Raw genomic sequence first — 13594 nt, forward strand, 5'->3', positions numbered from 1 at the left:
TTTCATGAACAGGTTTCTTTATCGTCTCACCTCTGTGCTATGTCTAGTAATTACGATATTTACACTTGTTTGCGCTTGTAGCAAAAGTGTTTCTGATGAAGTTGCGACTTCACAATCTCCACAACCAAGTCTAGAATGTCGAGTAGTAGAACACGCCAGAGGAGAAACTTGTATTCCCCTCAATCCACAACGAATTGTCACCTTAGATTTCAATAGTTTTGCAGCTATTTTGGCTTTAGACATCAAACCGATCGCCACTTGGATTACAACGGAAATAGAAGATGACTTTCCTTACTTTCAAGGAAAAGCAGATGGAGTAGAAATATTAAGAAGTTCTAGCAGTCAAATTAATTTAGAAAAACTTGTTTTACTCCATCCCGATTTAATTATTGTGATTTCTCATCCAGGATTTGCCGGAATTTATAAATATGTATCGCAAATAGCACCCACAGTAATTCTACCTTGGGTTGAAACTCAAGGAAATTGGAAACAACACATTCAAGATACTGCTAAAATTTTCAACAAGACAGAAACAGGTATTCAATTAATAAATTACTATAACCAACGTGTTAACCAATTAAAGCAGACAGTTGGTAATAATCATCAAAAAAATCGCATATCATTTGCTTATGTCGCTGCCGGGAGATTAGTAATTACTCGTCAAAAATCTTTTGCAGGGGGAATTTTACATGACATTGGCGTATTAAATCCTATATTTGCCGAATCTGGTGACAATGATTTACCTCTTTCGGAAGAATTGTTACCCAAGATTGATAGCGATATCCTGTTTATTGCACCGCTACAAAAAGATGATTACTCAGTTATCCAACAGCTTCAGCAAAAGCCTTTATGGTTTAAAATCAAAGCTGTACAACAAAATCAAGTTTATCTAGTAGATTTTTCTGTTTGGCGGGGATTGAATATTCTTGCAGCTTATGCAATGCTTGATGACCTCGATCAATACATAGTTAACATCACTTAAAATTATGTCAAAATATAATTTATTTGTCTGCAAATCCTGTCATCGTTCCTCCCAAGAACGACCAGAAAATCCCCCTTTTGATGGGGATATTTTACTTGAAAAATTAAATGATTTATGTAAAGAGAAATATTCACTAAATGAACTAGAGATTAAACCCGTTGAATGTTTGTGGGCTTGTAATCACGGCTGTGTTGTAGCTGCTTCTCACCCAGACAAACCCACCTATCTTTTTGTCAATTTGTCTCCAGAAGAAAGCGCCGCATCGTTACTAGAATTTATGCAATTGTATATCAAGAGTCGCAAAGGCAATATAGCTTGGAAACAATTACCTGAAGTGTTACAGTCTGCTATTTTCGCGCAAGTTCCGCCTGGAGAAAGGTAGCCAAACTATTTATCTTTAGCATTCTTATCTCTCGACTTAATGGTAAAATTATTGCAAATAATTATCATTAATGTGGGCAATTCCTGACAATGACGATTACTTTAAGTAGTCAAGACTACAATGAACTTTTAAAAGCAAGCAAGGAAAATAGTACTTCGTCCCCAGGTTTGGAAGCAGATGAATATCTCGATCAAATGCCCAAACAGCTTGGTAGAGGCTACTACCGCACAATTGAAGTATATCCTCTAACTTTGGTTATGTATTTTTGATCAAGAATATCATCAGGATATTGTACTAAAAACCCCCATTAACCATCATCCCTTGCAATTTCATGCGTTAGCTTTAGGGATGTATACAGATACTTATGGGCAGATGGGGAGAGAAAATAGAAATACCTTTATTTCTGGTGGTGGAATGCAGCAAAAAATTGATATTTGCTATCACCATTCCCAAAGAATTTTGGGTGTTGATATAGAAATGCCACCCCATTTATTAAAGACTTTTTTCCCTAAAAAAGACGGAGAAATGCTGCCACAATTTAAATTTTTGGCAAAAGAAAGCGATTGGCAAACACTACTTTACTCTCCAACTAATCCAGCTATTCAAAGTGTTGTGCTGCAAATTCTTCACTGTCCCTATCAAGGAATAACTAAGCGGATGTATTTACAGGGTAAAGTCATAGAATTAATGGCTTTGCAATTAGCTCCTTTTTTAGAAGATCATTCGGTAAAGCAATTACTACCACGATTAAAAAGGGAAACTGTTGGTAAAATTCATCATGCCAAAGAAATTTTACAAGCTCGGTTGGAGAATCCACCGTTACTATCAGAATTGGCTCAACAGGTAGGTGTGAGTGAAAGTACCCTGCAAAGAGGATTTCAGATACAGTTTGGTACAACGGTGTTTGGTTATTTGACAAATCAGCGTATGGAACAAGCGCATCAGCTATTACAGAATAGTGATTTTACAGTGGCGGAAGTGGCTAATATTGTCGGCTATTCTCATTTAGGACATTTTGCAGCAGCTTTTAAGCGTAAGTTTGGGATCACACCACGAGAATGTTGTTTAGGTAAAAAGCTGGTTTCGGGACTATAAGACTGTTTTGGGATAGACTCAACTAGTTCTACTCTTTTACACTCTGGTTGTTAGCAATTAAGAAATATACGCAATAAGCAAGATTATTCTTAGGTGTGTAGGGAGTAGCATGAAAAGTTGGCGTTTTGTTTCTAGCAGCAAGGGTTTGGCATTATCACTGAAAATTCATCTCTGGTTGGTACTGGGTATCATCTGTAGTGTATGCCAACCTGCACAGGTATTGGCATCAGAAAAACAGCAAAATACAGTTGATGTGAAAATCTTACTGGCTCAATCAACTGTAGTAATTACAGGAGTTAAGGCAAATCCCACAGATAAAGGTGTGGAGGTAATATTAGAAACAAACCAAGGGGAACAACTGCAAGTCACAAATCGCAGTGAAGGTAATAACCTGATTGCAGACATCCCTAATGCTCAGTTGCGTTTACCCAATGGAGATACTTTTACATTTCGTTCCGATCAACCAATTTCGGGAATTACGGAAATTACGGTGACGAATGTAGATGCAAATAATGTGCGTGTGACGATCGCAGGTGAGAAAGTTTTGCCTACAGTTGAGTTATTTGATGGGGATGAAGGCTTAATTTTTGCTGTAGCATCTACAACGACTGCGACACAGTCACCGCAACCAGTCACCCAAACACCACAAGAAGAACCAATTGAGTTAGTAGTTACAGGAGAACAAGACCAGTATTTCACACCGAATGCAACTACAGCCACACGCACAGATACACCGATTTTGAAAATTCCCCAATCAATTCAGGTGATACCTCGTCAAGTGTTAGAAGAACAGCAAGTAACCCGCTTGGAGGATGCTTTAAAAAATTCTAGTAGTGTTGTCTATAACGGTGCAGATACCTTTAGCGATTTAAACTATAGTATTCGCGGATTTGATCAAGCACCTGTATTACAAAATGGCTTTCGTCAGTATGACTTTGCGGAGATTCCCGAAGTTTCTAATATAGAACGCATTGAGGTGTTAAAAGGGCCAGCATCAATACTTTATGGTGAGATTCAACCAGGGGGTTTAACCCTCTTTTATCACTTTCGGGAGAAAATAATCTGGAATGCTTACAGCATAAGACTTTTACCAAAAAACCATGATTTTAGCCATTGTGTTAGAAAATAAACGCTCAATTGCCCGTTATATCTACAGTTCAAAATTTGGCTTTGATTTTTCTTTTCCCAGAGTGACAAAACAGGGTTAATTAATGTCGTCACGAAACAACCTTTATCTGAACCTTTTTATCAAACTGAACTACAATTTGGCTCTGATGGCTTAATTCGTCCACAAATAGATATTTCCGGCCCTTTAACAGATGATAAACGCCTACTATATCGGTTGAATGCTGTTTATTCTCGGCGCGATGGGTTTAGAGATTTTGATCAAGAGTTTAAGCAATTTTTTATTGCACCGGCTTTAAAATGGGAAATTAGCGATCGCACCAACTTGGCTTTTAATTTACAAGTCTCCAACCGCGAACAACCTTGGGATTCGGGTACAGTGGCTTTTGGGGATGGAGCGATCAATACTCCGCGCGATCGCATTTTCAATGAACCCGATGATTTTTTGCGGCGTGATTTCTTGAGTCTAAATTTATCTCTAGACCACAAATTCAGCGAGAATTGGTCAATTCGTAACGCTTTTCGTTTCACAGATTCTACAGTTTTCTCTGATAAACTCAGCGTATTTCTGGGATTTGATGAAACAACTGGCGAACTCCAGCGAATATTTGCTTTAGATGATTTCAATTCTCGTAATTACGCCTTACAAACCAATGTTGTTGGTAAATTTACCACTGGCGGACTCAAACACACTTTACTATTTGGTGCTGATTTGAGTCGCACTAATACCAGCCGCTTTGCTTTAGCTAACTTTACCTCATTCCCCATTAATGTTTTCAATCCCAGCTATGGCGTAAATCGACCAGAATTTGATACGCTGCTGTTTGACCGCAACTCGGAAATTGATCGCTTAGGAATTTATCTGCAAGATCAAATTGAAATCGCTGAACCATTAAATCTACTGTTGGGTTTGCGTTATGAGACAGTAGCACAAAGAAATCAGAATATACCTGCTTTATTTTACCCAGGTGGTGATACAACTCAAAATGATTCTGCCTGGACACCCAGAATCGGTTTTGTTTATCAACCAATTCCCAATGTTTCCCTTTACGGCAGCTATTCGCGATCATTTAACCCCAGTGTGGATGACATCGACGCAGATGGCAACCCCTTAGAACCTGAACGGGGAGAAGGATTTGAAGTAGGAATAAAAACAGAACTATTAGGCGGGAATTTGTTGGCGACATTAGCTTATTTCGACGTTACCAAGCAGAATGTCGCTACGGAAGATCCAAATTTTCCTGGTTTTGGTATTTCCATCGCCACCGGTGAACAGCGCAGCCAAGGTGTAGAATTCGACTTGACAGGCAAAATTTTACCCGGTTGGAATATTATTGCTTCCTATAGCTATACAGATGCAACGGTAACTCAAGATAATACTATTCCGGTGGGGAACCAATTGACAGGGATTCCCCAACACCAAGCGAGTTTATGGACAACCTACGAAATTCAAAGTGGCAATTTGCAAGGGTTGGGTGGGGGAATCGGGATTAACTATGTTGGCGAACGTCAGGGAGATTTGAATAACAGTTTTACCCTAGATAGCTATTTCCTCACGAATGCAGCATTATTTTACCGCCGAGATAATTGGAAGTTTGCTCTTAATTTCCGCAATCTATTTGATGTGGAATATACAAACAGTCGGGGGGGATTTGGTAGCCGCACAAATGCAGGTATCCCTGGAGAACCATTTACAGTTGTAGGTTCGATTTCGGTGAGTTTTTAAGATGAGGGTAATTGTGCGATTATTGTTGTTAAGTTGTTTGATGTTTGTCTCAGTTTTAGGTTGTCATCGCCAAGCGTCTGACATCTCATCTTCTCATTGCACATTCACAGGTGATTGTCAAACAGTGCGACATCTGGGAGGAGAAACGCAGATTTGTGGACAACCGCAACGGATTGTGGTTCTCAATTCCAAGATGTTAGATATTGTACTCTCATTGGGTGTGCAGCCGATTGGCTATGCGGAAATATTTAGCAATCGTCGTGGTGATTTTGATCAGCCTAGCCAGCAGATTCCCTATTTAGGCGATCGCATCACCCAGCCAATTGCTAATCTGGGAATGAGTAGCAATCCATCCCTAGAAACGATCATCAGACTCAAGCCAGATTTGATTTTGGGGGATATTCGGGGAAATCAACAACAATATAGTCAATTATCCCAAATTGCGCCCACACTGCTATTTGAATATGTTGGCAGGGATAAATGGCAAGATGCTCTACAGGCGATCGCTCAAGTATTAGGACGCACTCATCAAGCTAAAAAAATCATAGCAGCCCATCATCAGCAAATAGAAGCAACCCGTCAAGTATTAGCACCTGTTGTTAAAGCCTATCCAAAAGTTCTCATGGTGTCCTCAGAACAACTCAACGCCTCAATCAATCTGGTCACTTCTCTAGATTTTTGTGGTGCTTTATTAGAGGATATTGGATTTAAACTGGCTACTGTTTCCCAAAGTAAACCAACAAATATTACTCAACCAATTTCGGTAGAAATATTACCTCAACTTGATGCCGATTTAATCATTGTCCAAGGACATAACATAGTTGAGTTAAGCAAAATAGAAAATACAAATAGTTTTGCTAAAATTCAATTGCAATCTGTGCAAAAATCTTGGAATACCAACTCTCTCGCTCAGTCATTAACTGCAAGTATAAAAAACCGAGTCTACTTTATTCCTACTTATATTTGTCTAGGTTTACCTTCACCTAGTGGTACACAGATTACGCTTAAATCTTTACAAGAACAACTATTACCCTTGGCTAAAACAGGTAATCATAATTAACTGTTTATTGCTTTAAGCATGATCGCCCAACCCTGACAACCAAGCATCTAAATCAGCCATACTCGTAAAATCAAGCAAAGCCTCTCCCAAATTTTCCAACTGTTCCAAAGAAAGGGATTCAATTTCGACGAAGTCGTTCCCGTTTCCCGTAGGGGTTGCCGAAGGCTTTACGCTAACACGCTCATAGACACGTATGGTCATTGAGAATTGAGAACAAATCCTGTATACTTATTGCAATTCATTCTTATTTGTTAGGCAAAACATTAATCGGCTTTAGTTTTGCTGCATTCCTATGAAAAATCAAAGTTTGCAGATATTAGAATCTGATTGCTCAAATTTGTTAGTCACTGCTGAAGAAAGTACGAATTGCGATCGCAACCTAGATTTTTTAGAAGAAGTTATCAAATATCCCCCAGAATTAGGTCGGGGTTATATTCAAGAAGTTGAACTAAGTCGAGGATTTTCCCTGACAATTCGAGATTACCAAAATCACAACACCAATCTCACTGAAATTTCCCCAGCACACGAACATCCTTTACAGTTTTGTTTTAAACTTCAGGGTCAGACTATTAGTAACATTGAATATGCTTCATTAAAAACAGGCGAAACTGCTTTGTGCGGTTGTGGAATGTCTCCCAAGATGTCATATAGTTTCTCAGAAATAAATCAAGAAATTGATATCCACATCGAAGCGAAATTATTGACACAATTATTCGGGATTCAAGATGATGCAATTCCACCACAGTTAAAACACTTGTTTCGACAACCAGATGAAGAGTATTCTGTAAGTACGCGAGCAATTACCGCCCAAATGCAGGTTGCGTTGCAGCAAATTTGGCAATGTCCCTTTCAAGGTATGGTCAAACAGGTTTATTTGCAAGCAAAAGTTTTAGAATTAATGGCTTTGCGGTTACAACAGGATATGACGGGAGCAATTAATCCATGTCATAAGTATCAATCAAAACGAACAGTAATTGAGCAAATTTATCAAGCTAAAGAAATTTTAGAAAGTCGTGTAGAAAATCCACCTTCTTTAATTGAATTAGCAGAAAATGTTGGACTGAGTCTCTATCAATTAAAACAGGGTTTTCAGAAAGTATTTGGTCAAAGTGCTTTTCAATATTTACATCAATATCGGATGGAACAAGCGCGACTCTTGCTGTATGAGGGTAATATGCGTGTGGCAGATGTGGCAAATACTGTAGGCTATTCCCACTTAGGGCAATTTTCAGCAGCCTTTAAACGTAAGTTCGGTATTAGTCCCCGTGATTGTCTAAAGGGGAAAGTGTAATAAGATTTTTAGATAAACCTCCTTTTTGGGATAATTAGTCGTCATTTTTAGATAGACTCACACCCTGAGAAAATACTAAGCTCAGTACAGATCCTAGTTGACAGATTTTCTCTATAAATTGACCGTTGCTCACTCAAAGCAGAGGTCTCAAGGACAATAAAAGGTGTGGGAGTCATCAATGAAGCTGCAAAAATTACTACATATATTGTTTGTTTCTGGTTCGGTTTGGGTAGTAATGGTGAATAGTGCGATTCCTGCGGAACGCTTTGCGATCGCACAACCAGATTCGCAACAGCAACCCAAAAACATCGAGCGCAATACCAGCAATAATCTCAAAACCGGATATATCGCCTCTTCTTTAGCGCAAGCACCCACACCAGAAGTTATCGCCATTACAGGAGTAAAAGCCAATCCCACCGATAAAGGTGTGGAGGTAATTTTAGAGACAACCCAAGGGGAACAACTGCAAGTCACCAATCGCAGTACAGGTAATAACTTTATTACCGATATCACTGGCGGACAGTTGCGGCTACCTAACGGTGACGCTTTCACATTCCGTTCCGAAAAACCACTTGCGGGAATTACTGAGATAACAGTTACGAATATTGATGCTAATACTGTGCGGGTAACTGTAGTAGGTGAAAAAACTTTACCCACAGTGGAATTATTTGATGATAATGCAGGGTTAATTTTTGCCGTAGCATCTACAACAACAGCGACTCAACCACCACAAACGCCACCCGTTGAGGAACAACCAGAACAGCCAGCAGCACAGCAAGATGAGCCGATTGAGTTGGTGGTGACAGGAGAACAAGATGGATATCGTGTACCGAATACCTCAACTGGGACAAGAACCGATACACCTTTAAGAGATATTCCCCAATCAATTCAAGTAGTACCGCAACAGGTATTGCGCGACCAGCAAATAACTCGTTTAGATGATGCTTTGAGAAATATTCCTGGTGTGACTCAGGATTTTGGCCCTGGTCAGTCTATCTTTTACAGGATTCGGGGATTTGAAAACACAGGTAATAACTTCCTCAGAAATGGACTACCCGATCCCGGTGCTGGAGAATTAGTTGAACTTGCTAGTGTAGAACAAGTCGAAGTTCTCAAAGGGCCAGGATCAGTGCTATTTGGTTTAGGTAATCCTGGGGGAAGTATCAATTTAGTCACTAAGCGTCCCTTGAATGAACCTTTTTATGGTGTTGATGCAACTTTTGGTAGTGATAGCTACTACCGGGGTGCGATTGATTTATCTGGGCCATTGAATGACTCGAAAACAGTCTTGTATCGTCTGAATACAGCCTACAGAAACTCAGGTAGTTTTGTCGATTCCTATACAAGTGAAAACTTCAATATTTCACCCGTGATTAGTGTCGCAATTAGCAAAAATACTAACTTAACCATAGAAGGGGATTACATTAATGCAAAAGATTTTTTCCGATTACCTGGTGTACCAACAATAGGGACGATATTTCCTAACCCTAACGGCAAAATACCCCGTAATCGTAACTTGGCTGAACCTTCCGATATCATTGAACAGACAGTTACAAGAATAGGCTATCAACTAGAACACAAATTTAATGACAGTTGGTCATTACGCAATGCTTTTGTGTATAACTATCGTGATTATTACGATAGAATACACCTTCCCTCTGGCTTAGATGCAGATAATCGCACTCTAAATCGTTTTTACCGAGAATTTGACTTTGCAAGTACAGCTTATACTTTCACTACAAATACTGTTGGCAAGTTTTCTACTGGTGCAATTGAACATCAACTATTATTTGGAGTTGATGTGCATCGTTTTGAAAACAGAACACCAAAATTTAGAGGTGCAGCAGGTGCGCCAATTGATATTTTTAATCCTGTTTACGGTCAGCCACGCCCTCAGCTTGGGGATGAATTTAGCGATGCAACTACCACCAACTCATTAGGAATTTATTTACAAGATCAGATTGCTCTGACAAATAATTTAAAGGTGCTATTAGGTATACGGTTTGATACTTTTGATCAGAAGGCAGAAGATTTTACTTTTCAATTAGCAAGTAGTAAGTCAGATAGTGCATTTAGCCCTCGTTTGGGAATTGTCTATCAACCCATACCAGCGATTTCACTTTATGCTAGTTACGTTAGTTCATTTGCTCCCGCCAACGGATTAATTTCACCTGGTGATGCTTTGAGTAATTCCTTTGAACCGGAAAGAGGGAGACAGTATGAGGCTGGGGTAAAGGCAGATTTTAGCGATCGCCTTTCGGCAACATTAGCATTCTATGACCTAACTCGGAGTAATGTTTTAACAGCAGACCCCAATAATCCAGGTTTTCAAATCCAAACTGGTGAACAAAATAGCCAAGGTATGGAACTGAGTCTGACAGGGGAAATTTTGCCAGGATGGAATATTATTGCAGGCTATGCTTATACTGATGCACGGATTACTGAAGATAATACTTTTCAGCCAGGAAACCAATTGCCAAATACGCCATATCATTCTTTCAATTTATGGACAACCTATCAAATTCAACAAGGTAATTTACAAGGTTTAGGCTTTGGTTTAGGCTTGTTTTTTGTAGGCGATCGCGCTGGAGATTTAGCCAATACTTACGATGTTCCTAGCTATCTTCGCACTGATGCAGCAATTTACTATAACCGAGATAAATTTAGAGTTGCACTTAATTTTAAAAATCTATTTGACGTAGAATATTTTGAATATGCAGTGAATTCTACTCGCGTTAACTACGGGCAGCCTTTGACGATTCAAGGAACAGTTTCCTGGCAATTTTAATAATTAAATCAATCATGCGATATTTTTTGGGTTGGTTAATATTAGGCATCTTGGGATTTACTCTGCTTACAGCTTGCAATCATCATACATTTCAAAATATATCCTCTTTACCTAAACAACCAACAGCAGAATGTCGCATGGTTAAACATACAATGGGGGAAACTTGTGTACCTATTAACCCCCAGCGTGTGGTTACTTTATCTTTATCTACTTTAGGTAATACACTAGCACTTGGTGTTAAACCCATTGGTGCAACTAACGAAGTCCAGATAGACAACAACTCTTTGACATACCTTCAGAAAAAAACAGATGGAATAAAACTCCTGGGAATTTCTCGACCCAATTTAGAAGCAACATTATTACTCAAACCTGATGTAATTATTGGTTTGGATTGGTTCAAGCCAATTTATCCTTTATTATCCCAAATTGCTCCTACAGTGTTGGATAAAAGTGATTATGCAAACTGGCAAAAACATCTGAGTTTTGTCGCTGAAGTATTAGGCAAACAAAAAACTGAAAAAGCACTTTGGCAACACTATCATCAGCGCATGGAACAGCTACAACAAGCATTAGGAGATCGCTATCAAAACAAAAAAATATCTTTTATATATATCGGACGCAACCAAATAAACATTGATGCCAAAAACTCTTATGCTGGCTCAATTATTAGCGATGCTCATTTACAACGTCCAGCCTCACAAAATGTTGATGCTCCCTATGGAGCTTTCCCTATTTCCCTAGAGGAATTAAAAAAAGCAGATGGTGATATTTTATTCGTGACAACTTTTTCTAAAAGTGGCAATGAATTTTTGAAAAATAAACAACAAGAGCCACTTTGGAAAAATCTTAAAGCTGTGCGAGATAATCAGGTTTATTATGTTGATTTTATGTCATGGGCTGCATCAAATATGTTAGGAACTGATGCAGTTATTGATGACTTATTTAAATACCTAATTCACACACCTTAAATCAGGCTTAAACATACTTAGGACTTACGCAAAAGTCACGGAATTACCTCATTACGAGCGTAGGGACATAATCGCCTAAAATTATGGGATTGCTTTCTTACACTACGTTCCGGTCGCAATGACAAATTTTGCTTGCGTAAGCCCTAACACTATTGTATATATATTGACATAATTAATGATAAATTACGTTTTTGGGATAGAATTTTGCCGTTTTCGGCTAGAGTTCACATATCAAAAAATAGTACACTTGATATATTTTGATGAAACTGCAATGGCAATTGCTAACTAGAAAATATCAAGTCATAAATTTGACATCTGACAATGACAGCAACAGTTCTTCCCAGACTAAATAAACCCTCCCCACTCCAACGCTTACTTAACTATGGACAAAAATATCGCGGACAAATTTATCAAGCTTCTACCTATTCTGTAATTAATACTATTTTAGATATAGCACCACCTTGGTTAGTTGGGATTGCGGTAGATATATTAGTCCAACAACAAGATTCTGTGATCGCTAAATTTGGTATTAAAGAAGTCGTATGGCAATTTGCTCTACTTTCATTAATTACCATTATTATTTGGGTCTTTGAATCACTTTCTCAATATGCCTATGACAGACTTTGGCGTAATGTTGCTCAAAATATCCAGCATAATTTACGCTTAGATGCCTACAATCATTTACAACAATTAGAATCAGCTTATTTTGAAGACAGTAGTACAGGCGGTTTGATGTCGATTCTCAGCGATGATATCAACCAACTCGAAGACTTTTTAAATGGTGGAGCAAATGAAATTATTCAAGTAACAACTTCATTAATAATTTTAATTGCTGGTGCATTTTTCATTTTACCACTCAACATCACTTTGACAGCAATGTTACCTATGCCTTTTATTCTTTGGGGTTCATTTATCTATCAAAAACGTCTCGAACCTCGTTATGCTGATGTTAGAGAAAAAGTTGGTTTTCTCAACTCAAGGCTGGCTAATAATATTAGTGGAATTACCACAATTAAAAGTTTCACAGCAGAAAATTATGAAAATGCCAGACTAGCGGAAGAAAGTGAAGCCTATAGAAAAAGTAATACCAAAGCAATTAAACTTTCTGCGGCCTTTGTTCCCTTAATTAGAATGTTGGTTTTAGCTGGGTTTACTGCTTTATTATTCCTAGGAGGTATGGCTGCATATTCAGGAAAAATATCTATAGGTAATTATAGTGTTTTATTGGTTCTTGTACAAAGATTATTATGGCCATTAGTCTTTTTAGGAGAAACTTTTGATCACTATCAACGGGCGATGGCTTCTACTAGGCGCGTTATGGATTTATTAGATACTCCCATTGAAATTACTACGGGAGATTTGCCTTTAATTGTTGAAAATGTGCGGGGTGAAGTAGATTTTAAAAAAATTACTTTTGCTTATCGAAATAGAGATGCAATAATTAAGGATTTATCCTTACATATCCCTGCGGGAAAAACTATTGCTGTTGTTGGTTCTACAGGTTCAGGTAAAAGCACTTTAGTGAAATTATTATTGCGTTTTTATGATGTTTCGAGTGGTGCAATTACGATTGACGGCATTGATATTCAAAAGTTGAATTTATTCGATTTGCGTCGCAGCATTGGCTTAGTTAGTCAAGATGTGTTCTTATTTCATGGTACAGTGGCAGAAAATATTGCCTACGGTACGTTTGATGCAACAGAAGAAGCCATTATTCATGCGGCAAAAGTAGCTGAAGCTCAAGATTTTATTATACGGCTTCCCCAAGGTTATGAAACCATTGTTGGGGAACGAGGTCAAAAGTTATCAGGAGGACAACGCCAACGTATTGCTATAGCTAGAGCAGTTTTGAAAAATCCGCCAATTTTGATTTTAGATGAGGCAACATCTGCGGTAGATAATGAAACGGAAGCAGCAATTCAGCGTTCTTTAGAAAAGATTACAGTCAATCGGACAACGATCGCGATCGCGCACCGACTTTCGACAATTCGTCACAGTCATTGCATATATGTGATGGAGCATGGTCAAATTGTCGAGCAGGGTACACATAAAGAATTAATCGCCCTTGATGGAGTTTATGCGAGCCTGTGGCGTGTACAGTCTGGGATTTAGATGGTTTTGCATTTGCTGCTGCGGCTTTCGGTAAAGCAACCCTTATGAGTAATTCAGAACGAATC

General features: G+C 38.6%; 9 protein-coding genes and 3 pseudogenes. 11 read left to right on the forward strand and 1 reads right to left on the reverse strand.

The genetic code is table 11. The annotated features are described in order from the left end of the window. Positions 1–4 precede the first annotated feature (4 nt). The 7 genes and pseudogenes from HGR01_RS28985 to HGR01_RS29015 all read left to right on the forward strand — a co-directional run bounded on the left by HGR01_RS28985 (position 5) and on the right by HGR01_RS29015 (position 6370). Positions 5–982: an iron-siderophore ABC transporter substrate-binding protein gene (locus tag HGR01_RS28985; RefSeq protein WP_045872225.1), complete on the forward strand. Its 978-nt coding sequence runs from the start codon at positions 5–7 to the stop codon at positions 980–982. Positions 983–986: 4 nt separating this feature from the next. Continuing rightward, a complete protein-coding gene (locus HGR01_RS28990) occupies positions 987–1364 on the forward strand; it encodes a DUF1636 family protein (protein ID WP_045872224.1) in 378 nt (125 codons plus the stop codon). A gap of 89 nt (positions 1365–1453) precedes the next feature. After that, positions 1454–1633: a hypothetical protein gene (locus HGR01_RS28995; RefSeq protein WP_228045228.1), complete on the forward strand. Its 180-nt coding sequence runs from the start codon at positions 1454–1456 to the stop codon at positions 1631–1633. A gap of 52 nt (positions 1634–1685) precedes the next feature. Then, a complete protein-coding gene (locus HGR01_RS29000; RefSeq protein WP_235623091.1) occupies positions 1686–2459 on the forward strand; it encodes a helix-turn-helix transcriptional regulator in 774 nt (257 codons plus the stop codon). Between the two features lie 109 nt (positions 2460–2568). After that, positions 2569–3483: pseudogene (locus HGR01_RS29005) on the forward strand (TonB-dependent receptor plug domain-containing protein); the annotation flags it as partial. A gap of 177 nt (positions 3484–3660) precedes the next feature. Beyond that, positions 3661–5310, forward strand: a pseudogene (locus HGR01_RS29010) (TonB-dependent siderophore receptor); the annotation flags it as partial. Between the two features lies 1 nt (position 5311). Next, a complete protein-coding gene (locus HGR01_RS29015) occupies positions 5312–6370 on the forward strand; it encodes an ABC transporter substrate-binding protein (protein WP_045872223.1) in 1059 nt (352 codons plus the stop codon). Between the two features lie 12 nt (positions 6371–6382). On the opposite strand, the pseudogene HGR01_RS29020 reads toward HGR01_RS29015, so the two are convergent. Then, positions 6383–6493: pseudogene (locus HGR01_RS29020) on the reverse strand (DUF4351 domain-containing protein); the annotation flags it as partial. 169 nt (positions 6494–6662) lie between these two features. Here HGR01_RS29020 and HGR01_RS29025 point away from each other — a divergent pair. The 4 genes from HGR01_RS29025 to HGR01_RS29040 all read left to right on the forward strand — a co-directional run bounded on the left by HGR01_RS29025 (position 6663) and on the right by HGR01_RS29040 (position 13529). Further along, positions 6663–7661, forward strand: coding sequence for a helix-turn-helix domain-containing protein (locus HGR01_RS29025; protein ID WP_045872221.1), 999 nt, complete (start codon positions 6663–6665; stop codon positions 7659–7661). A gap of 178 nt (positions 7662–7839) precedes the next feature. Further along, positions 7840–10449 (forward strand): TonB-dependent receptor, encoded by a 2610-nt coding sequence (locus tag HGR01_RS29030; protein WP_045872220.1) that lies wholly within the window; start codon positions 7840–7842, stop codon positions 10447–10449. A gap of 14 nt (positions 10450–10463) precedes the next feature. Then, complete coding sequence (locus HGR01_RS29035) at positions 10464–11417, forward strand: ABC transporter substrate-binding protein (protein ID WP_052335299.1); 954 nt, start codon at positions 10464–10466, stop codon at positions 11415–11417. Between the two features lie 321 nt (positions 11418–11738). Then, a complete protein-coding gene (locus tag HGR01_RS29040; protein ID WP_045872219.1) occupies positions 11739–13529 on the forward strand; it encodes an ABC transporter ATP-binding protein in 1791 nt (596 codons plus the stop codon). The last annotated feature ends 65 nt before the right edge of the window (positions 13530–13594 follow it).

It is taken from the genome of Tolypothrix sp. PCC 7712, from assembly GCF_025860405.1.
GTDB lineage: Bacteria > Cyanobacteriota > Cyanobacteriia > Cyanobacteriales > Nostocaceae > Aulosira > Aulosira diplosiphon.